26 protein-coding genes and 1 pseudogene are annotated in these 22,152 nt (G+C 71.7%); 3 read left to right on the top strand and 24 right to left on the bottom strand.

The genetic code is table 11. The features are described from left to right. Window positions 1-721: 721 nt before the first annotated feature. The 7 genes from QMQ26_RS37065 to QMQ26_RS37035 form a co-directional block, all read right to left on the bottom strand. A complete protein-coding gene (locus QMQ26_RS37065) occupies window positions 722-868 on the bottom strand; it encodes a hypothetical protein (RefSeq protein WP_282206833.1) in 147 nt (48 codons plus the stop codon). Next, a complete protein-coding gene (locus tag QMQ26_RS37060) occupies window positions 868-1,140 on the bottom strand; it encodes a hypothetical protein (protein ID WP_282206832.1) in 273 nt (90 codons plus the stop codon). The genes QMQ26_RS37065 and QMQ26_RS37060 overlap by 1 nt, the downstream gene beginning before the upstream one ends. Before the next feature lie 249 nt (window positions 1,141-1,389). After that, the gene (locus tag QMQ26_RS37055) at window positions 1,390-1,710 is read right to left on the bottom strand and encodes a hypothetical protein (RefSeq protein ID WP_282206831.1); all 321 of its coding nucleotides are present in this window, start codon (window positions 1,708-1,710) and stop codon (window positions 1,390-1,392) included. A gap of 6 nt (window positions 1,711-1,716) precedes the next feature. Further along, a complete protein-coding gene (locus QMQ26_RS37050; protein WP_282206830.1) occupies window positions 1,717-2,022 on the bottom strand; it encodes a hypothetical protein in 306 nt (101 codons plus the stop codon). A gap of 531 nt (window positions 2,023-2,553) precedes the next feature. Beyond that, complete coding sequence (locus tag QMQ26_RS37045) at window positions 2,554-3,921, bottom strand: hypothetical protein (protein WP_282206829.1); 1,368 nt, start codon at window positions 3,919-3,921, stop codon at window positions 2,554-2,556. Between the two features lie 327 nt (window positions 3,922-4,248). Continuing rightward, complete coding sequence (locus QMQ26_RS37040) at window positions 4,249-4,749, bottom strand: hypothetical protein (protein WP_282206828.1); 501 nt, start codon at window positions 4,747-4,749, stop codon at window positions 4,249-4,251. Window positions 4,750-4,834: 85 nt separating this feature from the next. Then, window positions 4,835-5,509, bottom strand: coding sequence for a hypothetical protein (locus QMQ26_RS37035; protein ID WP_282206827.1), 675 nt, complete (start codon window positions 5,507-5,509; stop codon window positions 4,835-4,837). 341 nt (window positions 5,510-5,850) lie between these two features. On the opposite strand from QMQ26_RS37035, the gene QMQ26_RS37030 reads away from it, so the two are divergent. Continuing rightward, the gene (locus QMQ26_RS37030) at window positions 5,851-6,405 is read left to right on the top strand and encodes a hypothetical protein (protein WP_282206826.1); all 555 of its coding nucleotides are present in this window, start codon (window positions 5,851-5,853) and stop codon (window positions 6,403-6,405) included. A 399-nt stretch (window positions 6,406-6,804) separates the two neighbouring features. Here the strand turns inward: QMQ26_RS37030 and QMQ26_RS37025 are convergent, their stop codons facing one another. The 15 genes from QMQ26_RS37025 to QMQ26_RS36955 form a co-directional block, all read right to left on the bottom strand. Continuing rightward, window positions 6,805-6,972 (bottom strand): hypothetical protein, encoded by a 168-nt coding sequence (locus QMQ26_RS37025; RefSeq protein WP_282206825.1) that lies wholly within the window; start codon window positions 6,970-6,972, stop codon window positions 6,805-6,807. Window positions 6,973-7,331: 359 nt separating this feature from the next. Further along, window positions 7,332-7,616, bottom strand: coding sequence for a hypothetical protein (locus QMQ26_RS37020; RefSeq protein ID WP_282206824.1), 285 nt, complete (start codon window positions 7,614-7,616; stop codon window positions 7,332-7,334). 85 nt (window positions 7,617-7,701) lie between these two features. Then, window positions 7,702-7,956, bottom strand: coding sequence for a hypothetical protein (locus QMQ26_RS37015; protein WP_282206823.1), 255 nt, complete (start codon window positions 7,954-7,956; stop codon window positions 7,702-7,704). 71 nt (window positions 7,957-8,027) lie between these two features. Then, complete coding sequence (locus QMQ26_RS37010; RefSeq protein ID WP_282206822.1) at window positions 8,028-9,020, bottom strand: hypothetical protein; 993 nt, start codon at window positions 9,018-9,020, stop codon at window positions 8,028-8,030. Window positions 9,021-9,267: 247 nt separating this feature from the next. After that, the gene (locus tag QMQ26_RS37005; RefSeq protein WP_282206821.1) at window positions 9,268-9,519 is read right to left on the bottom strand and encodes a DUF6213 family protein; all 252 of its coding nucleotides are present in this window, start codon (window positions 9,517-9,519) and stop codon (window positions 9,268-9,270) included. A gap of 220 nt (window positions 9,520-9,739) precedes the next feature. Next, the gene (locus QMQ26_RS37000; RefSeq protein WP_282206820.1) at window positions 9,740-9,934 is read right to left on the bottom strand and encodes a terminal protein Tpg-like protein; all 195 of its coding nucleotides are present in this window, start codon (window positions 9,932-9,934) and stop codon (window positions 9,740-9,742) included. Continuing rightward, window positions 9,931-10,281, bottom strand: coding sequence for a telomere-protecting terminal protein Tpg (gene tpg, locus QMQ26_RS36995; protein WP_282206819.1), 351 nt, complete (start codon window positions 10,279-10,281; stop codon window positions 9,931-9,933). Before tpg ends, QMQ26_RS37000 begins: the two co-directional genes overlap by 4 nt. Window positions 10,282-10,373: 92 nt before the next feature. Further along, window positions 10,374-10,724, bottom strand: a complete 351-nt coding sequence (locus QMQ26_RS36990) for a hypothetical protein (protein ID WP_282206818.1) — start codon at window positions 10,722-10,724, stop codon at window positions 10,374-10,376. Between the two features lie 104 nt (window positions 10,725-10,828). Then, window positions 10,829-13,414, bottom strand: a complete 2,586-nt coding sequence (gene tap / locus QMQ26_RS36985; protein ID WP_282206817.1) for a telomere-associated protein Tap — start codon at window positions 13,412-13,414, stop codon at window positions 10,829-10,831. 756 nt (window positions 13,415-14,170) lie between these two features. Beyond that, window positions 14,171-14,611: a helix-turn-helix domain-containing protein gene (locus QMQ26_RS36980; protein ID WP_282206816.1), complete on the bottom strand. Its 441-nt coding sequence runs from the start codon at window positions 14,609-14,611 to the stop codon at window positions 14,171-14,173. Next, window positions 14,608-15,153 carry a MarR family transcriptional regulator gene (locus QMQ26_RS36975; protein ID WP_282206815.1) on the bottom strand — a complete coding sequence of 182 codons (546 nt, stop codon included), beginning with the start codon at window positions 15,151-15,153 and terminating at the stop codon, window positions 14,608-14,610. The genes QMQ26_RS36980 and QMQ26_RS36975 overlap by 4 nt, the downstream gene beginning before the upstream one ends. A gap of 655 nt (window positions 15,154-15,808) precedes the next feature. Next, window positions 15,809-16,627 (bottom strand): hypothetical protein, encoded by an 819-nt coding sequence (locus QMQ26_RS36970; protein WP_282206814.1) that lies wholly within the window; start codon window positions 16,625-16,627, stop codon window positions 15,809-15,811. After that, window positions 16,624-17,208, bottom strand: a complete 585-nt coding sequence (locus tag QMQ26_RS36965) for an RNA polymerase sigma factor (protein ID WP_282206813.1) — start codon at window positions 17,206-17,208, stop codon at window positions 16,624-16,626. Before QMQ26_RS36965 ends, QMQ26_RS36970 begins: the two co-directional genes overlap by 4 nt. Window positions 17,209-17,807: 599 nt before the next feature. Beyond that, entirely contained in the window at window positions 17,808-18,533 is a 726-nt protein-coding gene (locus QMQ26_RS36960; protein ID WP_282206812.1) for a hypothetical protein, read from the bottom strand. Beyond that, on the bottom strand, window positions 18,530-19,165 hold the full coding sequence (locus QMQ26_RS36955) for a sigma-70 family RNA polymerase sigma factor (RefSeq protein ID WP_282206811.1): 636 nt from the start codon (window positions 19,163-19,165) through the stop codon (window positions 18,530-18,532). Before QMQ26_RS36955 ends, QMQ26_RS36960 begins: the two co-directional genes overlap by 4 nt. Window positions 19,166-19,878: 713 nt before the next feature. Here QMQ26_RS36955 and QMQ26_RS36950 point away from each other — a divergent pair. Then, a pseudogene (locus QMQ26_RS36950) lies at window positions 19,879-20,050 on the top strand (histone deacetylase); the annotation flags it as partial. A gap of 74 nt (window positions 20,051-20,124) precedes the next feature. Here QMQ26_RS36950 and QMQ26_RS36945 read toward each other — a convergent pair. Together QMQ26_RS36945 and QMQ26_RS36940 are read right to left on the bottom strand one after the other, a co-directional pair. After that, a complete protein-coding gene (locus QMQ26_RS36945; RefSeq protein ID WP_282206870.1) occupies window positions 20,125-20,286 on the bottom strand; it encodes a hypothetical protein in 162 nt (53 codons plus the stop codon). Window positions 20,287-20,610: 324 nt separating this feature from the next. Then, window positions 20,611-21,342, bottom strand: a complete 732-nt coding sequence (locus QMQ26_RS36940) for a DnaB-like helicase C-terminal domain-containing protein (RefSeq protein ID WP_282206810.1) — start codon at window positions 21,340-21,342, stop codon at window positions 20,611-20,613. A 126-nt stretch (window positions 21,343-21,468) separates the two neighbouring features. Here QMQ26_RS36940 and QMQ26_RS36935 point away from each other — a divergent pair, with 126 nt between their 5' ends. Then, on the top strand, window positions 21,469-22,146 hold the full coding sequence (locus tag QMQ26_RS36935; RefSeq protein ID WP_282206809.1) for a hypothetical protein: 678 nt from the start codon (window positions 21,469-21,471) through the stop codon (window positions 22,144-22,146). The last annotated feature ends 6 nt before the right edge of the window (window positions 22,147-22,152 follow it).

Genomic DNA, 22,152 nt, shown 5'->3' with positions numbered 1-22,152 from the left:
CGAGGCGGATCACCCGCCCGGCCGGACCGTGCCCCGGCCGGCTCCCGGGGCGCGGCCGCCCCAGCTTCCGTCTCCAACTCCGCCTCCCCACGGTGCGGTTCCCGCTCGGCCCTGTCCGGGCCAGGTCGGCGGGCCGCGTCACGCACCGCCGTGGCGGCCGCCTCCGCCCGGGCGCCGCAGCAGCGCCTGCTGTTCGAGGAAACGGGCGTGGGCGGCGACCGGGTCGGCGTCGACGGCGGCCAGGAACTCCTCCACCACCCGGGCGCCAGGGCGGCGCAGTCCGCGAGCGCCGCCTGCGGCCCGCCCGACGCCGTAGTCGGCCGTACCCCGTCGGCAGCCCGGGCCGGACCGGCCGAGCCCGGGCTCTTGGCGCGAGCGCGTTCCGCCTTCGACTTGCACGCCTTGGAGCAGTACTTTCCGGGTCGGCCGCGGCCCGACTCGGCGACGGGCACCGGCTTGTCGCAGCCCTCCCGCACGCACACCGCCGCAGCGGCCGACACCTGGCCGATGTCGAACAGCGTCCCGGCCGAAGCAGCCGCGCCATTGCGTCCCGAGGCGTTAATCACGCCTGGATCGTAGCCCCGGCCAGGCAGGGTTCCGCCCCGGGGCGCAATGCCCGGCTGTTCGGGCGGCGCATCGGCGGCCGGATTGCGCCCCGAGGCGCAAGGGGACCGCCGCCGCGCCGCACGGAACCTGGCCCTGGCCGTGCGGGCGGTGGCGGTCAGCGGTGGCAGTGCTCGCAGGCGTCGGTGCCGGCGAAGGCCCGGTCCGCCGCCGCCACGTCGCGTCCGGTGAGCGCCGCCGCGGCGTCCAGCACGGGGGTCAGCGGGCGGCGCCGGTCCCCGGTGAAGTTCCGGGGGCCTTCCATCAGGAACCGGTCGACCCGGGCACGTGCTGCTGGGGTTCGCGGATGTAGATGTTGGTGGCCCTGGTCTCGGAGTTCCAGCGCTCGACCGCATCGCTCCACCGCTTCTCCGCCCCCGCGGCGTCGAGGAAGAACGGCTTGCCGATCTGCTCCCAGCTGGTGCCACGGGCCCGCTCGGCCACGATGGCAGCGTCGATGAGGGTGGAGAGGGTGTTCTCCAGGGTCCTCGCGCGGCGGGCATAGTCGCCGGCCACCGCCAGGTCCTCGGCCAGCATCGCCGCCGTGTCCCCAGGTCGTGGGCGAGGCCCTTCACCGCGACCGCCAGCTCGAGGCGGGCACGGTCGGAGGCGGTGAAGTCCCCGGGGGCCAGGGTGCGCGGGTCGATGCCCGCAGCAGTGTCGTTCTGCGTTGTTGTCACGGACGGCCCAACGAGCCCGGTGCCCATCCGGCACGGTGGCTGGCCGGATGGGCACTGGGCGCCTTCTGGGAGTTCGGGCCGACGTGTTCGGGCCTGAACAGGTCGGCTACGGGTGGGGGCCGATCACCAGCACGGTGATGACCGGGACGTTCTGTCCCTGGTCGTTCTGCTCGTCGGGTCCGTACTTCCAGTAGATCCGCCAGGCGGACGGGTTGTTGTTCTCCACGTAGGAGTCCCAGACCTTGTCGTCGGTGTAGCCGGGAAATGCCTGGTACTGGTGGGATCGCAGGCCGGGGTGGCGGGGGTTGGTCTGGAGCCGGGCGAGCGCCCGGCGAACCTTGCCCAGCTTCACCGGGTCGGCCCTGGGGCCGGTCTGGAGCTGGCTGAGGGTGTTCGCCGCCTGGTCGGCGAAGCGCAGGTCGTACATGTGGGGCTAGTCCTCGGTTTCCTCGTCTTCGAGGTACTGCGAGAAGTCGCCGAGGTCGATGGTCTTGCCGTTTTCGGCCTGCTCGATGCCGGCGCGGATGCGCGCGGCGAGCAGCGGGTCGGTCCACACCTGCATCTCGCGCTCCGGGATGGAGACGACGGGGGTCAGCAGGAGCACTCCGTCAGGGTTGCTCTCGACCCGGTAGCGGCGACCTGGCTTGGCGCCTGCCCGGCCGAGGGACACGCGTCCACGGCTGTCGACTTCGGTCTCGGCGACCGTCTCGAACTCCTCTTCCTGGTACATCGTGGTCATATCAACGTTCCTCTCCCGGGTGCTCCCATCCCCAATAAGCGACGCATAGGGGGAATAGGCATGACCCCAGGATACCAAAGTAGGCAAGTGGGTGTTGCCCACTTGGTTCACGTCGTGTTGCCGGGCTCCCCTCCTCCGGCTTGTCCGCCTTGATCGTGGGGCGGTAGCGGTGGGGCTTGACCGGCAAGTAGTCCCGCCCGGCCGGGGTGCTGCCCACCACGGTGGCGCACACCGGCCCGCCGCGGCAGCGGGAGAGGTTGAAGGCGGCGGGCTGGGTGCGGGTGGACAGGTGCTCGGGCGCCTCGCCCCACCAGCTGTAGGCCGAACCGGGGCGGGCCGGGCGGCCGGGAGGGCGACGGTTCGGCCGGCGAGGGCGCCGGACAGCTCGTCCAGCGCGGCGGCGGCAGCCGGAACGGCGTCGGGGGCGGGGCAGGAACGCGGGCGCGTCGATGCCTGCGCGGCGCAGCACGGCGTACAGCCGGCCTAGGTCCTGCAAGTCCCACAGGCAGTACGGTGCGGCCGGATCCCCGGTCAGAGGCCCCGCAGGTACGCCTGGTTGACCGTGTAGGCGGCGTCCTCGGGGGTGTCGTAGAGCAGGACGCGGCCGGTAGCGGCGTCGACGACGAAGCACCACTCGTAGACCGCCGCCCACTTGTCCTTCGGCAGGCCGGGGACGTTGCGCTCCACCCAGCCGACTTCGTGGCCCTCACCCGTCACCAGCCAGATGTCGGGGTGCTCGGGCCAGCCCTCCAGCCGCCACCAGTGGCCCCACTTCGCGTGCGGGCCCAGCTGCCGCACCGTCACGGTGATGGAGGGGACACCACGGAAGTGCGGGTGCTTCGGCGCCGGAAGCATCTCCTCCTTGTCGCCGTCCACCGGCTGCGGGTCGGCGTGCGACAGGCCCTGCTGGGCGAGGCGCTGGTCGACCAGGTCGCGCAGCCGCCCGCCCGAACGCGTCGCGGCCCGGCCGGTATCCGCCGGGACGGGGGCGGCGGTGCGCGCGGTGTGGGCGTCCCGGCGGCGGGGGGCCAGGCCCCACCGGATGTGTTCCAGCGCCTCGTGGGCGTGCTCGCTCACCCGGGGCCGGCCGAAGTCGCCCATGACGAACTCGCCCTCCTTGGGCCGGTCGTGGCGGTGCAGGACGGCGGCGTGCCCGCCCCCGCCCTCACGCCCCCACGGCCCCGGGGGGAGCAGCACCGTCCAGCCGGCCACCTCGTCTTGGTGCAGCAGCAGTTGCAAGCCTGCGGCTGCCGTCTTGCTCCAGGTGCCCAGCGACCAGTTCTCTGCGAGGGTCAGCGCCAGGTCGTCGACGCGGTCCGGATCGCCGTGGCGCAGGCGCGGGTCGGCGGCCGCCGCGCGCAGCAGCGCGGCCTCGGTGTCGGTCCGCGAAGCCGGCTTCGGTACGGCAGCGCGATCCAGCACGGTGGCGGCCGGGGCGACTGGGGCGGGGGTTTCGTTGCCGCCACGGAACGCCTGCGGCTCGGGAGCGGGTGCGGAAGGGGCTGACCCGGCCTGGGTTTCGTTGCCGCCACGGATATGCGCGCCGTCCGAGTCGGCGGGGGCCGGGTCCGATTCGGCGGCGTCAGGCAGCCTGCCGAAGGGCCTGCCCGGGGTTTCGTTGCACACTGCCGCCACCTGCTGGTCGGCGTGCTCCAGCAGGTCGGCGACCGCCTCTCGCAGCCCCTGGTGGGCGACTTCCACCCGGGCCGGATCGAAGAACGTCCCCGGCCGGCCGGAGAAGTGCAGGATGTCGGCCAGGTCCCCCGCGTGCGCGGCAACCAAGGAGGCCAGCCCTTCGAACACGGTGCGGTGCAACAGCCGATCGGCGGCCTTGGCCTGTGCTTCTTCACGCAGGCGGCGGCGCCGGGCCCGGCTGCGGCAGGTGGAGTCGTGGTGCAAGATCGGCCGCCCGGTCGCCGCGCGCGGCGGCAGCGGCAGACCGCACCCCGGACACAGCGCTGGCGCGGGCACGGCGACATCCAGGTCAAGGAGAGCGGGCTGCCGGTCGGGCTGATCCATGGTCACCCGACCACCCTAGACGTTTCGTTGCACCCCACTGGCAGCGCCTCCCGTCAGCCGGCTGTCCGGTCTCCGGCGTCGAACGCCCGGCGTTTCGTTGCCGCCACGGAACCAGCCGCCTCCGCCCGCTCTCAGGGCGGGCCCAGCGTTTCGTTGCCGCAACGCAACGCCGGGCGTTCGCCGCGCAGTCGGCTCTTCGGGCCGGGATCAGCGGGTGACGAGACGCAGGTGGTGGGCGGTGACGGCGTGGCGGGTGGAGGCAGCGACGAGGATGGCGCGCTCTCCGTTGCGGGCGGCGAAGGCGTGGTGGCCGGGGGCGGTGAGGGTCGCTGCGGTGATCTCGGCGCCGTCGAGGTGCAGCACGGTCTCCGGGCCCGGGACGGTAGCGGTGAGGGCTTCGGGGTCCGGGGTGTCGCTGTAGTTGGCGAGGTAGGTGCGGAAGAAGCCGGCGAGCAGGATGTCGGGGGCGAGTATGCCGCCCCGGGGGGCGGGGCGGGTGGTGCGGACGACGACCTGGTGCTCGGTGCCGTGGATGTACTGCACCTCGATGTCGGTGAGGTGGTCGTCGAAGCGCTGGCAGTCGTGGTTGACGCGCCAGTGCGCGGGTGGGTCGGCGAGGTGGGCGACCGGCTCGCCGAAGGCGTGGAGCAGTTCGTCGGCGCTCAGCGCCCGGGGGACGCCGGCGGGCGGGGTGGGGCTGCGGTACATCGCGCCTCCTGGAGGTCCGGGGCGGGGTGGGTGGCGCCCCTGGCGATTGTGCCAGGGGCGCCACCCACCCGGTGGGCGGTTTGGGTCAGTTGATGCCGTAGGTGGCTTGGGCGGGGCCGGCGTTGCAGGAGGAACCGTCGATGAGGACGGCGTAGCTCTCGGTGCTGACCGTGGCGCTGGCATTGCCGACGGTGAGTCCACCGACAGTCTTGTGGCCGGACCACTTGTTGCGATCGGCCAGACTGGTGGGGCCCCACTGCAGGTGGCTGGTGCCGCCCGGGTCGGCCAGGTAGACCTTCCAGAAGTAGAAGATCGCCTCGTCGCCCGGGAGGAGGGTGAAGCCGGTGGAGATGTCGACGGTGAGGTTGCCCACCGCGGTGCCCGAGATCCAGGCGGTGCCGCAGGTCGGCGAGAAGACGTCGCCGTAGCCGTTGGGGTGGACGAGTCCAGGGGCAGTGCCGGTCGGCGCCGCCTTGCCCCAGCGGATCGCGGCCTTGGCCTGGGCGGCCTGGTCCTGGGCGGGCGTGGCGTTGTCGATGACGGAGTACTCGAAGCCCTGGGGGCTGGTCTTGATCGTGTAGCCGTGGGCCTGCGCGACGGCCTTGTCGTAGCCCTTGAACTCCAGCGCGACCTCGACCGGCGCGGACGCGGGCGGCTGGGTTGTCGCGGCGCTCTTCGGTGCCGCGACGGCCGGGGTCGTGGCGGCGGCGGCCAGCGCCAAGGCTCCCACCGCCACGATGGTGCCGAACTTGCGGAACATCTGGTATCCCCTCCCTGCGGCGGCCGCCTCGGCCGCCGCGCCCCCTTGTCTACCGGTCCCGATGACTCCCATCGCCCACGAATGAAACGCATGACCGAATGCGTGTGCCAACTGTCTCGATACAGACCATGTCCTGGCGAGGGCTGTCCGGCTTTGCCCCGATACCGGGGCCCTCCAACGCACAGCGCCTCGGCGGCGCCTTCGCCCATCCGGAGGCCGGCGGACGCGCGATCGCCGCCGGCAGCGGCACGCGGACCCTGGACTGCTCCACCGAAAACAGCTGGCGGCAGGCCCAGGCGCCGGTAGTGCACGAGGGCACCCGGACGGGCATGCTCCCGGCCGTGACTTCCTCCTTCCACGCCGACCTGCCCCTCGCGCTGCCTGCCGACCCGGCCTGGGCCGATACCGTCCCGCCCCTGCGGGAGGTCCTGCGGTCCGCCGCGGCCGCCGCCTACCGGCGCCCCCGCGCCGCGTTCGCCGCGCCGGCGCTCACCTTCGACACCGCCGCAGACGCCCTGGACGCGGTCGTGGAGACCGTCGACGCCGAAGACCCGCCCGACACCGCGGTGCGGCTGCTCGTCCTGCCGGCCTTCCGGATCGCCGCACTGCACGAGGCGCGCGACGCGCTGCACCGCGCCGTCGGCAGGGCCGACGATGCCGGGGACCTCCTGGGGAACCTGGAGCTGCTGCTCGACGACGGGATCCTGTTCCCCGGACTCACCCCGGCCCGGGCCCTCGCCGACCTCGACCGGGTCCTGGCCGTCCTCGATCTCGACCTGCCCGCCGCCCGGATGCTCGCCACCGCCCACCTCACCAAGCAGACCGACACCCCTGCCGCCCGCACCGCCCTCGCCCAGATCACCGCTGCCTGGCACGCCGCCGGCATCACCGGCTGACCGCCGCAGCGTCCGGCACACAGCGGGACCCGAAGTTCAACTCCGCGTACAACTCGGTGTTCAACGGGTTGTACAACCCGGCGTTCACCAGCACTCCGATGCGGGTACGGTGGCCAGGCGTGCAAATTTGCACGTCGTCAGATCGGGGTCATTCCCATCACCCGGGCTTGACGACGGTGCCCGCTGTGGTCTCCAGCCCGGCGACCCGAGCGGCCCGTCCGACGCCCGGGGACGCGAAGAACCCCCGGCCACCGTTTTTGGCCGGGGGTTCTCTCGTGCTACCGCTGCTCCAGTCCGGGGTGGCGCTGGCCGGTTGCCGGTGGCCCCCTGACGGACTGCCCCGCGAACGCGGGTCGGGCTTCACGGGCAGCCGGCTGCTGTCCGCCCGGGGTCGTCAGCTCAGCGGCCGATACCGACGATCCCGGCGATCGCTCCCGCCACGGTGCCCAGCGCGCCGATCACCGCGGCGTTGCGCCGCAGCCACCGGCCGGTGAGGGCCACGGCACGGCCGAGCCATCGGCGCAGCCGTCCCCGGAGGGATTGATCTTGGTTTTCCTCGTACTCCACGGGGCACGCCCTTGTGCTCGATACGGCCGGACGGTCCGGCTCGCAGTCGGTGAGCACCGGGTGCCCCTTGGGGCTGGGAAAACCGTACTCCATCCGTGAAAGGCCGCTGGCCGCACAGCATGTGACGCCCCATCCGCGCATCACCCGTTCGGGTAATCGAACTCCGGTCGCCATCCACTCTTCTGGGTGAACCCCCAGGACTAGGAAACCGTCACTACCTGCAACAACATCATCACAGGGCACCGAAGACCCACACCAGAGAGCGTGACGAGCGTCACACCGCCAACTGTTCGGCATCTCCCCGTGAACGGGCCCGAGGAGATGCCGCACAAGGTGCCGGAAAAGCAGTCGGCGAAGGGTCACAGGTGCGGGCCGATGCGCACGACCTCAATGGAGCCGGAGGGGGTCCAGCTCCAGTGGATGCGCCAGCCGCAGCCGGCGCCGACGCGGGAGCCGTAGACGAACTCTCCGAGGTGGCCGGGCAGGGCATGGTGGCGGTGGGTGCGCAGCCCGGGGTGGCGGGGGTCGGCGGCGAGGCGTTCGAGGGCGCCGTGGACCTGGCGGCGCAGGACGCGGTCAGCGCGGTGGCCGTCCAGGCGCTGCAGGGCACGGGCGGCGGCTCGGGTGTAGGTGACGGTGGGCACGGACGTCCTCCTTCAGGTCGCGGGCATGGCGAAGGCCCGCCACCTCGTGGTGGCGGGCCTGGTCGGTGCGGGCGTGCGGGGGCGGCTACTCGTCGGCCAGCGGGCGCAGTTCGACGCCGATGCACTCGGCGTCGATCTGGTCGGCCAGGGCGAGCAGGGCGCTGGCGTAGAAGGCCGGGTCGCGGGGCGGCTGGTGCGGGTCGGCGATGTCGGCCACCCAACGCCCGGCGGTCTCGCGCAGCAGCGCGGTGGCGGAGTCGGCCGGGATCATGATGCCGCCGGTCACCAGGTCCCGCAGGACGGTGAAGCGGGCGCTGCTGCCGTCGGAGTGGTAGGTCACGGAGGTCCTCTCGGTGGTGGCGGTGCGTCAGATCGCGCACGGCGCGGGGCGGGCGGTGAAGCGGCGGGTGCTCACAGGCCGGGCAGGGCGGCCTCGCCGGGTCGGCGGGCGCCGGTGGTGCCGGCGACGAGGTGGACCAGGTGCAGGAGGCGGTCCGCGGTGCCGGGCGCGATGGCCGGGCGCAGCCGGGCGTTGGTGGTGACGTCGGCGCGCCAGCGGGTGACCAGCTCGTGCAGGCTCCGTCGGCGGCGGGGCAGGAACGCGGGCACGTCGATGCCGGCACGGCGCAGCGCGGCGTGCAGCGCATCGAGGTCGTCCAGGTCCCACATCAGCACAGTGCGGCCGGCGAGGATGCCGGAGAGCCCGTCGAGAGTGGCGGCGGCCGGGACGGCGTCCGGATCGGGGCAGGGGGTGCGCGGGCCGGTCAGGCGCAGCACGCGGCGGAACAGCACGGTGCCGAACAGGTCGAGGGCGGTGAGCGCGGCGGCGGCCGGAACCTGCCTGCCGGAGGGGGTGGAGCGCAGGGTGTAGGCGGCGTCGAGGACCACCAGGTGCTCACCCCTCTCGGCGACCAGGTCGGCGAGCTCCTTGGCGGCGGCCGCCGACTCGGCGCGCAGGAGCTGCTGGGTGTGGCGGATCTTGTCGATGGCCAGGCAGGAGCGGCACAGCAGCCGACCGGGGCCGTTCTTCGGGTCGGTCCGGGCAGCGGGCGGCGCCTCGGGCCGGGCCCCGCACTCCTCGCAGAGCCGGGCGGTGGCGGAGCGCGCGGCGGCCGCGGCCAGCTGCGCGCCGGTCGCGGCGGTGGGCACCGACTCACCCAGGTCGTAGAGGTCGAACGTGTCCGTCCCGCCGGGGGTGCGGCCCTCCACGGTGGCGCGCACCGGCCCGCCGGGACGGCGCGGCAACTCCAGGGAGGCCAGCTGGGTCTTGGTAAGCAGGTGCTCGGGCACCTCCCCGAACCACAAGTAGGCCGGCCCCGGAGTGGGCGGGAAGACGGTGGCGGTCGCGGTCGCGGTCGGGGTGGTGTCGGCCGGGGTGGTGTCGGCCGGGGTGGTGGACGTCATCGCGCTTTCCTTTCCAGGTGCTCTGTGAATTCGGTGATATTTTTCCGTGTCGGCTCTTTCCGCGCCGGTGAATTCCGATTCTGTCTTCGGATAAAGCGATGGGCCGCCCGCATCGGGCGGCCCATCGGGGCTTTATCGGCGACACGGAGCCCCGTCGGGGCTCCGGCGAGGTGATCGGGGGAGGGGTGAGGGCGCGCAGCAGCCGGTTGACGCCGACCGGCTCGAGCGGGAGGAGGCGTCCGGCCGGTCAGCTCGCGGCGGCGATGCAGGCGACGTCGATCTGGTCGGCGAGGTCGGCCAGGGCGCCGCCGAGGAGCGCGACGGTCTGCGGGTCGAGCTCGGCCTGGTCCTCGCGCTCCCAGGTCAGCCACTGCCGGGCGGAGGTGCGCAGCAGGCCGCTGACCTCGGCGGCGGGGATGACCATCTCGCCGGTGGCGTTGTCGCGGTAGAGCGCCAGGGGCAGGCGCAGCTCGCCGGGCTCGGGGGTGTCGTCGTCCACGTACGTCAAGTTCCTTCCGGTGGGTTCTGTCGGGTCGTCAGGTGGTGCCGGCGGCGGACTCGATGAGCTCGAGGGCGATGCGGTCGGCGCGGGCGCAGCCGGTGGTGGCGTAGGGGTCGGGGCGGCCGTCGCGGGCGGTGTCGGCGACAGCAGTCTCGCTCTCGGGCCGGGCGGTGTCGGTGGACAGTCGGGCGGGGCCCGGGGCCGCCGCGGGCGCCGCCTAGACCTCGATGTCCATCCACTCGACCGAGTTGACCTCGGCGTCGAGGCCGCGGGCGCGGGAGTCCCTGTTGCGGAAGTAGTGCTCGGACAGGGCGTCGGCGAGGATCTCCTCCTGCTGAGCCTGGCTGGCTCCGGCGTCGCGGGCGGCGTAGAGGCGGCGGGCGACGTCGCCGGGCAGTTTCTGGCTGATCATGCGCGGGCGGGGGTCGTCGGTGCTGCCCCGGCCGCGGTGTAGCCGAACGTCGCCGACAAGTGCAGCGTGAACCCGTTGGCCTCGGCGGCCTTGCGGACGCGCTCCTTGACCTTGGGCTGCCACTTCGTGCGGACCTTGGTCTCGATGGCCTTGGCGGCGGCGGGCTTGGGGTTGCCCTGGCCCTTGAGCCAGCGCTGCACGGTGCGCTGGGAGACGCCGAGTTCGGCGGCCAGGGCCTTGGTGGACTTGGCGCCCTTGAGGAGGAAGCGCACCTGGGCGGCGGTGGACTGCGGAAGGGGGCGGGTGCGCTCGGCGCGCTCCAGGCCCTCGTCGATACGGCGGCTCACGCCGGTTCCTTCCCGGCCGCCTGCGGCGGCCTGTGCTGGTGTCGTGGTGGTGGGCGGGGCCCGCCCGGCGGCCGGTGCCGGGCGAGCGGGGGTCAGCGGGTCCAGCCGATCAAGGTCAGGCGGTGGCCGTGGTCGGCGAGGTCGCGGCGCGAGGTGGCCTCGTCGCGGGCGTGGACCAGCGGCAGCACCAGGTCGTCGTCGCCGTCGCTGGTCGGGACGCCGTTCCACACACCGCCCTGGTCGTCCAGCCACAGCGCGGTGTGGTCCTCGCTCGGCGCGGTGGCCGGCGCGAGGAGGCCCGCGGCGAGGGCCGCGTGCAGCCAGATGCCGGCCTGCTCGACCAGTTCGGCCTGCACCTCGGACTTCAACCGGTTCCAGGCGACCGGGCGGGTGCGGCTCCAGTAGGCGGTGGCGAGCTGTTCGGCGCGGGGGTCGTGCTCCATGGGGTCCCTCCTTGGTCCGGCCGCCGTCCGGCGGGCCGCTGTGATGGTGGCGGGCAGGCCGGGCCGGGCCGCAGGTGCTCTCGACCCGGCCGGCCGGGCGGGTGCTACTGGTCGTCGGCGGCCGGGCCGCCCTTGATGAGGCGGCCCGGGTTGTAGCCGTCGGTGATCTGCTCCAGGACCTCCGCCAGCGGCCTGCTCCCCTCGTGCTTGACGTGGCCGGGGGACACGCCGAGGCGGGGCAGGCCGGTGATCGGCTTGCCGTTCGCGCCGAGGATCGCGGTGGGCTTGCCGTCGGCGTCGTAGGGCAGGACGTCCAGCGGCGAGGGGCCGGCGGCCGCGTAGACCACGCAGTCGGTGGCGACGGCGAGCGGGTAGCGGCCGGTGGCCTCCGCGAGTTTGCGCAGCTTGCGGTGCATGTTGACGCGGCTGGCGGAGATCACCGCCGCCCGGATGTCCGGCCGCCAGGTCGGCCGGTCCAGCGCCGGCCAGCGCTCGCCGAACTTGTAGCCGAGGCCCCTGGGCTTCTCCCTGAGCTTGCCGATGCCGCTCTTGGCGCTGGCCTTGATGGCGTGCAGCACCGCCAGCTCGGCCGGGTCGCCCTCCTTGAGCCGGGCCATCGCCTCCAGGTGGGCGCCGAGGTCGCGCACCGCCAGGTCGGCGGGCACGCCCAGGTTCTCCATGGTGGTCATGTAGGCGGAGCGCAGGTGCTCGTACCAGGGGTCGAGGTACGGGCCCGCCTCGTGGCGCAGCCAGCCCTCCAGCGGGCGCACCTGGAGGCCGAGTTCGACGGCGTAGGCGACGGTCGGGGTGGCGTACCAGCCCGGCCCGACCGGGCGCTCGCCCGTCGGGGTGAACGGGTTGGGCAGCCGCGGGTCCAGCTCGAGGGCGGAGAAGTCGCACTTCCACGCGCCGGGGATCTTCGGGTCGAAGACCGGGTTCAGCTCGTGCACCGGCTCCGAGAGCCCGACCACCAACCTCGCCGAGGCGGCGAGGAAGGCGGTGTTCGTGTCGAGGCCGACGGCCCAGGCCAGGATTCGCTCGCTCTCGTCGACCAGGTCGATCGGGCGGTGCCAGTCCCAGGACTCCTCGGCCATCACGTGCTCGGGCCCCTCACCCTGGCGCTCCTTGGCGCGCGGGTGCATGTCCGGCACCTCGCACGGCGCGGCGTCGACCGCGTGGTGCAGGGAGCCCTCCACCAGGGCGCTGCCCTTCGTGCCGTCCGGGTTCATCACCCAGCGGGTGCGCGGGCGCAGCGCGGTCATCAGCTCCAGCCCGGAGACCGGGGCGCCGCCGCACGGGGTGATCACGCGGGTCGCGTAGGTGCCCAGCAGCACCGCCAGGGCGGCCGGGTCGGCGAGCACCTGCTCCGGCACGGCCCAGTGGTCCTTCGCGGACAGCGCGCCCCAGCCGGGGACGCACAGCTGCACGCACACCCGGCGCCCGCCCTCGGGCTGGCGGTAGACGCGGGCCCAGCGTCCCAGCCCACGCTGGGTGAGCTGCCAGCCCCCCTTCTCGACCTGCTTCACCACCTTGTGCGTCTTGGGCAGCCGGCCCAGGCGCGGCACGAAGTCGCGCTTCTCGTCCTCGCCTGCGGCGGGCAGGCCGACGGCGGCGAGCACCCGGTCGGTGAGCACCAGCACCGGGTCGCTGTCCTTGCCGAACCGGTGCAACCTCGCGCCGCCGAGGCCGGCCTCCAACGCCCACTCCACCAGGCCCACCAGGGTCCGGGTCGTCGGGGCGGTCGGGGCGAGGGTGCCGTCGGCGAGGTACGCGGTCAGCGTCTTGCCGTCGGCGGCGACGTCCAGGACGGCCAGCGGCCCGCCCGGGAACCGGGCCTGGGCGGCCTGCCGCCACTCCGCCACCGCGGACGACGCCGGCGTCGACGACGTCGCCGACGGCTTCTTCGCCGCAGTGGCCTTCCTCGGCCTGGTCGAGCCGGCCGACCGCACCGCGGCGGCTGGCCGCGCGGTCCGCGGCGCCGGGGCGGCCGAGCGCTGGTGGGCCGGACGGACCGGCTCGACCCGCACGGCCGGAGCCGGTGCCGACGTCGGCGTCGCCTGCGGCGCGGCCGGGGCAACGGTGGCGGCCGGGGTGGCGGCCGGGGCGGCGGCGGGCGGGCGGCACAGCCCGCCCAGGTGCATCGGGTGCCCCTGGACGCGGTAGACCGACGGCTGCCCGCACTGCACGCACGGCAAGGGCGCGGCCATCAGCAGCGACCCGTCCGGGTTCTGGTCCAGCAGCACCACCTGCGCCACCGGTGCCACCGGCTCGACCGGCGCGGCGACCGGCACGGCCGGCACGGCGGCGGGCCGGTCGACCGGCACGGCCCGGACGTCCGCGGCGGCAGGCGCAGCCGGGGCGGGCGGCGTGCCCGGCGCGGCGGCGAACGTCTCCGGCACCGGCACCGGCAGCTGCAGCGCGGCCGGACGGGCCGCGCCGGCGGGCGCGGGGAACCGCTCGCCCAGGCCGCGCAGCAGCCGGGCGTACAGGCCCCGCTGCGGCGGCCGCGGCTCGGACCGCCCGGTCTCCCACGTCCAGACCGTCTCCTCGCGCACCCCCACCTGCTCCGCGACCCGAGCCCGGGTCAGCCGCGCCGCCCGGCGCAGCCGCTTGCGCTCCCCCGGCGGCGGGAGCTCCTCCTCGTCGACCTCCGCCAGCAGCGCGTCGATCGGGTCCATCCCCTCGGGCATGTCGCACCTCCTACACCTCATCGTAGTGCAGTTTCTAATACTGGATCTAATGTTTTGGCATCTCTTCCGGGTGAATCGGGACAGCGCGGATCGCGCGGCGGATTCGAAGGGGGGTCTGTGCACCAGCCGGACGGGGGCCGCACTACGCGGACACCATTAAGAGAAGTAGTGAGAACCGCGGCCGGACCCTTCCGGACGCCGTAGGCCACCTACAGGTGGCCACGCGCGAGCCGGAACCGGTGTCCGGCACGCAACGCCCATCAGCGCGGAGAACTGGACGCCGCACCGCCCGGCGCCCCTGCTTAAGGGCGTCCCCGCGTCGGGATCGGGGTGCGGGTGACGGCCATCTCCCCGAACCGCCGGACAGTGAAAGGGAGTTGTCGTCGCACCACAGCTCGGCGACCGCGTCACCGGCGCCCGACAGGTCGACGGCCGCGCCGTGCTCGGCTGTGGGCAGCGGCACCGGCCAGGAGATCAGCTCGCGGCGGCGATGCAGGCGGGTCGATCTGGTCGGCGAGGGCGGCCAGGGCGCCGCCGAGGTGGGCGACGGCATATGGGGCCAGCAGCCCGGGCTGCACCAAGTTTCACGCCGTAGTGCGGCGATTCGCCCGGGGCATCAGGGTTTCAGCCTGCTTCGTTGAGGCGGATCGTCGTACTAGAAAGGTGCCCTGCTGGTACAGCCAAGGGCTGGTTCTTCGGACCTTAGGTCCGAAGAACCAGCCCTTGGGATGGAGTTTCCGCAGTTGTGGTTCCGGACTACGGCTGTTCTTGATCAGGAACGGCCTTGATAGTCCGTCGGCGTCGGGCAGCGGTGTTGCCGAGTTTTCGGGGACCAGCCGCGCGGGCGTCAGGGGTGATCTGTGGGGCTCCGAGGGCTTCGCCGACCAGACGGCGGATCTCTGGGTTGGCGGAGAAGAAGTAGCGGGGGTTGACGCGATAACGGGTGGGGTCGGGGTTGTCCACCAACTGGAGGCCCTCGAGGCGGGCGAGGGAGTCGTAGACGGTGGAGACGGAGGTGCCGCAGTCCTGGGCGATCTCCTCCACATCGACGGTAATCGTGTCGAAAACCGCCCCTCGGGTGGTCAGCCACTCCAGAACGCTTCGCTGGCCGGCGGAGAGGTTGAGGGTGTAGATGGGCGGCATGCTGAGGTCGTCCGGGTCGAATCCGCCATGATGGGTGTATGTGGCGGCGCTCATCGGTCGGCTCCGATCGTGGTGGCCTTACGGGTGCGGCGCGGGCCGGTAGGTTCCTGATCGGCCTCTGCCTTCTCGGCAAGTTTCGCGGCTGCCTTCCGCGCCACGGCAACGGCCTTGGCATCGGGGGAGATAGCCGGCGGGTCGAGGCGGCGGCAGGCCTGGACCTGGGCTTCACCGCTGCCCTCCCAGAACCGACGGGGATTGAGTTGGTAAGTCTGGCTGCGCGGGCTGGTTTTCAGCAGGATGTGCAGCTTCACCAAGCGGGCGAGCGCCGTCTTGGCGGTGGTCTCGGTGGCGTGGATGTCCTCCGCGACAGCCGCCGGGGTCACTTTGACCGCAGCGCCAGCGCCGCCGTTGGAGCGGACCCAGTCGATCGTCGCCCACTCCGCCCCGGACAGTGCCAAGCCATAGAGCGGGGCATCGTCGGTGTAGGCGTTGAGCGTGTAGGACCCGTCCATGCTGTGCGGCGTCCGGGGCTTCGGCGGCGGCAGTACCGCGCCCGTCTCCAGGTTCACCAAGGCGATGTTGCCCTTGCGGGCCATTGCTGCTCCTCGTCGCGCAAGTCGTAGTCGCTCGGCAGCCGGTCGAACGACCGGTGTCCTCTTCTTCCATCAAGGGCTGGTTTTTCAGACGTTAGATCCGAATAACCAGACGTTATCGACATGAAGCTACAGGAGCAGCTTCGAAGAACGCTTCCCCATGCTGGCGTGTCGGACCCTGTACCCGGACCGGCCCCGCTCCTAACGTCTGGTTTTCTGGCCGTAGCGGCTGGAAAACCAGACGTTGCAGAAGGCGTCACCGCAGGTCAGGGGATGTGCTTCCTTCTTAAGGAAAGGCGAGTCGTTCATCGGGGCCAACTCCGGACGGGTGTCACGCCCACCGTCAGCACGCAGGTGCCAGAACATTGGGGGCTCCGTCTCCCACGGAACACCCTGGTAGCTGCTCGCCCGATCCCACATCACCCCTCTACGCCCGCCACAGCACGGAACCCCTGTCTCACGATTCCTGGAATAGGGCATCGCCATCTGCCCTCAGGTGGCGACCCGGGGACCCGCTGGTTTCGGGTAGTGACACCGGTTTGCTGCTGCCCCTAGCGTCCTTCGACTGCCTGCGCCGAAGGGGTGGCTGGTACGGTCCGCAGCTCAGCTGCGCCAGCTCCTGCGGAGGGGCCGCCCCGTGGCCCCGTTGTCCGTACGGTCAGATCCACGGCCACCCTGTACCGCTGTGGTCCGACGGCCTCAGCGGCGACGCCGATGCCGGCAGTGTGCGGCGCCGGACACTGCGGCCATTCACGGGCCTCGGCGGGGGCTGACTGGGGTCCACGGAGGAGCAGTGCTCAATCCAGTCCGGCCCGGAGACCGGCGAGCAGGCGGGCCACTGCTCGACGACGGCGTGCACCGCAGCCTCGGACACCTCGTCGGACAGGAGCACCTCGGTGCTGAGGTCCTCCCACCCGGCGGAGGACGGGACAGTCAGGCCCACCGCCTCCGCGTGGATGCGCCAGTGCCCGGCCTCATCCTCCCGACACGTCGCGGCGAACAGCACCGACAGCAGATGCGGCGCGAGGCTGCTGCCCGCGTCAGCGGCCCGCTGCCACCACCACTCGGCCAGGGCCTCGCTGCCCCTGCTGTAGAGGATGCAGCCTGTCAGAACTGCCCTGACATCGTCGACCCTGTCGGCGGCCTGGGGACGGGCGGGATGAACGCTGCCGATGATCCCGTCGCACAACTGGCCGAGCTGGACCCTCAGATCCGCACGGCACGCCGCGGGCATCAGCTGAGGGGTCGGCCGGCCCGCCGTGGCACGGGTCGCCGGGGAGGCAGCAACCGGGGCCGCCCCGGCGGCGACTTCGGGCCTCCCGGGCCGGACCCCGCCGGCGCGGGGGGAGGACGGTCGCCGCCGCCCCGCCTGGATCCGCTCCGCGAGCCTGCGGATGAAGTCGTCCTCGTCGTAGTGTTCGTCGAGTTCCCGCTCGATCCGTTCGGCGACATCGCTCGCGTGCTCCTCGATGCTCATGAAGTGCCTTCCTCATCCTTGTTGAGCGCCTGATCGAGCCACCGCCAGCCCTCCGACACCCACGTCTTCGCGGTGGTCGAGGCGATTCCCAGCGCCTCCCCGATCTCGCGATAGGTCAGCCTGAGCATCCGCAGCCTCACCGCCTCGGCCAGCAACGGATCTGTTCGGCCGAGGGCCTCCATCGCCAGCCGCAGGGCCACGCCCTCCCGGTCGAGCATGTGGTCCCCACAGACGACCGGGTCCTGGTCCGACACCCCCTTGCGCAGCTGCACCAGCCTGCCGACCTTCGCACCGTCCCGTGCCCGGGCCCGCTGCGCCTCGCTCACCTTGCCCTTCAGCACCCTCAGGGCGAAGGCCTGCATCGCCTGTGGCTCCGGCAGCGCCAGCATGAACTTCCAATGGGTGAACAGGCGCACCGCCGTCTCCTGGACGGCGTCCTCGGCGTCGGAGAGGTTCTGGAGGCGGGTCCTGGCGTAGCGCAGCCAGGTTCGGCTGTTCGCCCGGACGAACACCTCGAAATCGAACGGCATCGGGCTGGCACCGGTACTGGTACCGGAGGGCTCGGAAGACTGGATCACCATGACGCCCGCTCCAGCTTCGCGAGGACCGCGACCAGAGCGGTGACCGACCTGGCGTGTCGGATCGGAAGCGCGGGCGCCGAGAGGTCGGAGGCGACTTGCGTCCGGGCCGGTTCTTCGCTGTCGGGCCTGCGGGCAGGACCGGCGGTCCCGTGGGTCTGGTGGTGCGTCATTGTTTCCCTTGCTGATGGTTGGTGTTCATGTGCTGTATGAAGTGGGCCCCTTGGGGCTCATGAGGAGAACCGCTGCGACGGAGGCGAATTCACCGGATCCGGGCCAGTCAATTTTTCGACCCAGGGTCACCAGTCATGTGCGCAGCGTTCTGAGCTGCGGATTCTCCTCATGCATGTGATGAGCGTCACGTTTAGGCCTTAAAACTGACAGGGTGTCATTTTGACTAATCATCAACTTGCCTGTAATGAAGCCTGAATGACGGGATCAAGCAGATGGCCATCCCCGGCCGGACGGGAACCGGACGCGATCAGTTCCGGTTCCTCCTGTTACAGCATGTGCACGCAGACCGTGCCGACGGCAGAGAGGGCCTGCCTGCGCGGTCCGATGCGTGCGTCGGTGCCGCATCGGACGCGCCACCGGCTCGGCGTTCAGCCTCGGCCGGTGAAAGTCGCAAGGGTGTCGACCAGGCGCTGATCGGGCCGGTGGGCGATGCCGTCCTCCACCCCGAAGTCCAAGCGCTCGACCGCGAAGTGGAGATCGATGTCGTGCCCGGCGGGCGCGGAGGGCGCCGGCCGGTTGTCGTCGACCAGTTCCAGCAGATCCTGGTAGGAGTCGAGACAGGGCAGCGACCGGGAGATCTCCTCCCCCGGCGCACTCTTGCCCGAGGTGGCCTGGCCGTACCAGGCCTGCGCCGCGCCGAACCTGCCGTGATGCAGCTCACCCAGGTACAAGCAGTACGCCGCGATGCGATGGTCCGCGCCCGCCGCGTACTGCCACCAGAACCTCGCGCTGACGGGATGCCCGGTCAGGTACAGCATCGAGCCGAACACGAGGGCGCCTTCGCGGTCGGTGGTGTTGAGGACGTCCACCTTGCACAGAGCCGCCATCGTCCCGATGGCACCGGGCTGGTCGATCACCCACCGGGCGAGCGACTCCAGCTTCGGACCGGCGGAAGCCTGCGCCTGCCACCAGCCCGGCTTCTCGAACAGCCCGATCTGGAACGCCTCGTACTGCGCCGCGAGCCTGCGGAGGCCTTCCCCTTGGTCCGCGAGCGGAGGGCCGTACCGGCTCCTGGCCGCCGCTGAGGCCAGGAGTTCGTCCATCTCCTCGTCTACGACATCAACCGGGTCGAACATCCCCTCGTCCTCGTTCACACTGTCTCCTCGATCTCGCCGGTTGGACCGGCGGGGGCCGGCAAGGGCTGCTTGCCGAGCAGAACTCGCAACTGGGCTTGGGCCCGGCGGTGGTGGTGGTCGACAGTCACCGGCTTGATCCCCAGGAGGTAGGCGATGTCGCCGCGGCTGCGCCCCATGAAATGCTTCAGCACGATCACGTCGAACTGGCGGGGCGGAAGCTGGGCTATCGCCTGGCGCAGTTCGTCGGGCTCGCGGCTGAAGTCCTCGCGGCTGCTGACCATCGCATGGCCGAACGTCATCTTCCAGAAGAAGGAGGGGGCGTCGTGGATGCCCCGGTCCCGGCGCCGTTTCTCGTAGACCACAGCCGCACGCAGCACTTCCCAGGCGGCCTCAGCGAAGTTGACCTCGGCGCTCATCTCGCTCCAGGTGACGAGGAAGTAGAGGAAGACGTCGTCGACCACCTGCAGCGCCGTCCCCGTATCGCCGAACTCGGTGTCGGCGAAGTGCAGGTAGCCGTTGCTGTGCGTCAGGTAGAAGACCTCGAACTCGAGGGGCATCGCCATGCCGTGGCAGACGGCCTGCCAGGGCGGCGCGTCCCGGTCGCTCCAGGCGCCGGGGCCGGTTCCGGTGGAGAAGAGATCGCCGCTCACGGACGCGCTCCCGTCGAACGGGAACCCGCCGCACCAGGGTCGGCAGGGTGGCGCCCCATCCGTCCGGAAGATCCGGTGGACGGGAACACGGCGCCGACCGCCGGGGCCCGGCGGCGCTGCCGGACCCGACCGTCACAAGTGGCGTTCAACTTGCCTCGCTTCACTAACAGGGCCAGGGAGGCCTTGTGCTTGTGACTCCAGCTAAGCGAGTTCGGCCTTCGCACACTGATGCGCACCGGAACGGGATCACCTAGAGGTGATCGTACGAATCCCACCGCAATATTCGAACACTGGGTAGCTACATGATCACTCAGAGAAACATTGCTGGTCAGGGGGGGGTGCGCCCCTCGCCGATCGAGGGCGCTCCACGCCTACCCGCGAGTAAGTGATCTACCTCACATGTCCATGCCCAGAAGCCTGCCGACCACCCGCCCTGGCCAGCACCCGCAACACCCGACTGGTACTCCATCCCCTTACACCACAAGCATTCCTCGTACACGTATCACTTGCCGAAGGGCCGTACTCCGAGCACCCGCCGCGACACCACGATGGCAACGGGAAACATTTCGTCTACGCAGCACAACCCGCAACAGCCCCAACCCACCACATCGAGGCCACCACCCCACTCCTGCCGAGCCCAGCAACAGGCACCGCACCATCACCAGGGAATCCATGACTCAGGCCCGCCACGGCCTGGACGGTGGAACGGCATTATCGCCGCCCAGGAAATGCACCGGGTGCCCGGAGCGGACCTCGACCTCACCCACGCCCTGGCCACCGGCCGGCAGCAGCTCGGGCCCGGCCGCTACGAGACCCTGGTGTGTCCGGGCGCGATCGACGGCATCCCGCTGCTCACCTTCACCGCGCCGTGGGGCCTCGCCGACGCCGACCGTGCTGATGCCGGGCAGCCGCCCTCGTCTGCCGTGTCCAGCCCCGCCCGACCTCAGACCGAGAGCCGCTCAGGCCCCGGCGCCGCGGGCGGCGGCCGCGGCTCGCGAGACCACGGGGTGATCGCCCGGCAGCCAGTGCCAGCCCGCCGCCGCGTACTGGCGCACGAACTCCTCAAGGTGCTCGTCCTCGTAGCCCAGCTTCGCGTGCACCACCACGATCACCATCGTCATTGCCGCCATCTTGTCTAACCCAGAGCTCTCACCGGGGCGGAACACCGGACTTCCGCCCGATCGCGGCCCGGCGGCAACGCGGCTGTCGCCTCCGGGCTGCAGACGCACGGCGAGCAGTCTGTTGAGGTTCACCTCTCCGTTGACGGTCGCTCCTGATCGCCGGTCGGGCCGGGGTGGGCCTGGCGCGGGGCACAAAGTTGGTTCAGGCGCTGGTCGATCGTGTCGTAGGGCCGCTCCATCCAGGGGTCGAGGCGGTCCCAGTCGAAGCCGTCTGGGACCGCCTGGCCGAGGTGGTCGCGCAGGTTCAGCGCGTCCTACCGGCTGTTACCAGGCCATCGCGGTATCGAGGGGGGCGGGGCCGCTGCGGTCTTTCGCGACGTGGACGGAGACCTGGGTGGCGTCTGTTCGGCGAAGGAGGAGTACTGCGTCGGCGTCGTATTCAAGAACGGCGGCGATGCCGAGGCGGTCGAGGTCGAGAGGGGTGGTCCTGTCGAACGCTCCGATGAGGTGCGCCATGACCACGATGGGCACATGGTGGTCCTTTGCCAGGTGCTTCAGCTCTCGGGCGATCTCTCCCGCTTCTTGTTCGGCGAGATCGATGTCGGGTTCGTCGTCGTCCCACTGGTCGTAGTCGTCGTAGGCCACTGGCTGGGGATCTCGCTGGAGCAGGCCGAAGTGGTCGACAACGACGAGCTGGGCGGGCTCGCGCCTGCTCGCCATGCCGTCCACGACGCTTCGGATCCGGGCGGGTGTCAGTTCCGGCGAGTGGTCCACGCGAAGACGCGGGACAGGGTTGCGGTGAGGCAGGTCGGGAGCGAAGAGCACAGTGGAGTGGCCGTTCGCCGCAGCGTGGATAGCCAGTTCGAGTCCGGCTGCGGCTTCCCGGCGTCCCTTGAACGTGCCGAGGCCGACCAGCTTGCCCTCGTAAAGGCCCACGATGCGGTCGAAGTCCGGCCAAGGAGAGGGCACGCGGGGACGCTGGCTGGCCAGGGCCCACGGTGGGACCTCGCCGGTTTCATCGCGTCCGTCCGTCGAACCAGCCTGCTGCTCCGCCACGCCGCCCCTCCCAGGTCCTGTTCTCAGCACACGGTAGCCGACCTCGACCCTCCGGCGGCGTGCCGGTTCGGGTACCCGTCGTGCCAAGCTGTACAGGTGAGCGAGCGACGATCCCAGACCTACTCAGTGCCAGCCGGCCGTCCCTTCCTCCTGGCTGAGCTGCGCACCAAGATGGCCTCCATCGGCGACGCCGTCACCGGCTTGTGGAGCGACTCGCACCCCGCCGAGTACGACGACGTCGCCGACGAGCTGTACGCCGTCTTCAGGACCGCGGCCAACCTCGCTCCTCCGAAGAGCCACACCGGCTGCCGCACCCACCCCGACGGCGCCGTCGACCCGGAGGCGCCCCAGGGCTGGACCCGCTGCCTGCTGTGCAACGAGGCCCGACGGCGTGGCATGCACCCGGCCGACGTGCCGCCACCCGCCCGGACCAACCCGCTCGGCTACCCCATCCCCGACGGCCCCTACGACCTGGAACTGCTTCGCCAGCTCCTCAGCCACGCCAACAGCCTGTCGTTCTCGCTGTCCCTGCGCTCTGAATTCAGCGAGTTCGAGGAGATGGCCGACGTTCTGCACCAGGCGTTCTGCGTCGCCCGGGAACTCTCCCGGCCCAGGAACACCTCCGGCTGCAACATCCACCCCGGCGCCCCTACCGACCCGACGGCCAACGGGGCCTGCCTGTTCTGCGTGGGAGCCGCCCGCCGACGCGCCGACGAGAAAGCCGGAGTCCCCTTGCTCATCCCCCGCCGGCCCGCTGGCCTCAAACGGCGAGTTCGCACCGGTCCTGCCCGGGAAACGAGCTGAGGGGCC

Origin of the sequence: Kitasatospora fiedleri (genome assembly GCF_948472415.1) — a bacterium.
In the GTDB taxonomy this organism is placed as follows: domain Bacteria; phylum Actinomycetota; class Actinomycetes; order Streptomycetales; family Streptomycetaceae; genus Kitasatospora; species Kitasatospora fiedleri.
This window is presented reverse-complemented; position numbering and strand designations above follow the sequence as displayed.

Bases quoted from the DNA above. Each gene is read 5' to 3' on its own strand.
- QMQ26_RS37055 (WP_282206831.1), bottom strand. From the start codon at position 1,710: ATGTACGACCTGCGCTTCGCCGACCAGGCGGCGAACACCCTCAGCCAG.
- QMQ26_RS37065 (WP_282206833.1), bottom strand. From the start codon at position 868: ATGGAAGGCCCCCGGAACTTCACCGGGGACCGGCGCCGCCCGCTGACC.
- QMQ26_RS36965 (WP_282206813.1), bottom strand. From the start codon at position 17,208: ATGGTGATCCAGTCTTCCGAGCCCTCCGGTACCAGTACCGGTGCCAGC.
- QMQ26_RS36980 (WP_282206816.1), bottom strand. From the start codon at position 14,611: ATGAGCGCCGCCACATACACCCATCATGGCGGATTCGACCCGGACGAC.
- QMQ26_RS37010 (WP_282206822.1), bottom strand. From the start codon at position 9,020: ATGACGTCCACCACCCCGGCCGACACCACCCCGGCCGACACCACCCCG.
- QMQ26_RS36975 (WP_282206815.1), bottom strand. From the start codon at position 15,153: ATGGCCCGCAAGGGCAACATCGCCTTGGTGAACCTGGAGACGGGCGCG.
- tap (WP_282206817.1), bottom strand. From the start codon at position 13,414: ATGCCCGAGGGGATGGACCCGATCGACGCGCTGCTGGCGGAGGTCGAC.
- QMQ26_RS36990 (WP_282206818.1), bottom strand. From the start codon at position 10,724: ATGGAGCACGACCCCCGCGCCGAACAGCTCGCCACCGCCTACTGGAGC.
- QMQ26_RS37035 (WP_282206827.1), bottom strand. From the start codon at position 5,509: ATGTTCCGCAAGTTCGGCACCATCGTGGCGGTGGGAGCCTTGGCGCTG.
- QMQ26_RS37000 (WP_282206820.1), bottom strand. From the start codon at position 9,934: ATGATCAGCCAGAAACTGCCCGGCGACGTCGCCCGCCGCCTCTACGCC.
- QMQ26_RS37050 (WP_282206830.1), bottom strand. From the start codon at position 2,022: ATGACCACGATGTACCAGGAAGAGGAGTTCGAGACGGTCGCCGAGACC.
- QMQ26_RS37040 (WP_282206828.1), bottom strand. From the start codon at position 4,749: ATGTACCGCAGCCCCACCCCGCCCGCCGGCGTCCCCCGGGCGCTGAGC.
- QMQ26_RS36970 (WP_282206814.1), bottom strand. From the start codon at position 16,627: ATGAGCATCGAGGAGCACGCGAGCGATGTCGCCGAACGGATCGAGCGG.
- QMQ26_RS37060 (WP_282206832.1), bottom strand. From the start codon at position 1,140: ATGCTGGCCGAGGACCTGGCGGTGGCCGGCGACTATGCCCGCCGCGCG.
- QMQ26_RS36945 (WP_282206870.1), bottom strand. From the start codon at position 20,286: ATGACGATGGTGATCGTGGTGGTGCACGCGAAGCTGGGCTACGAGGAC.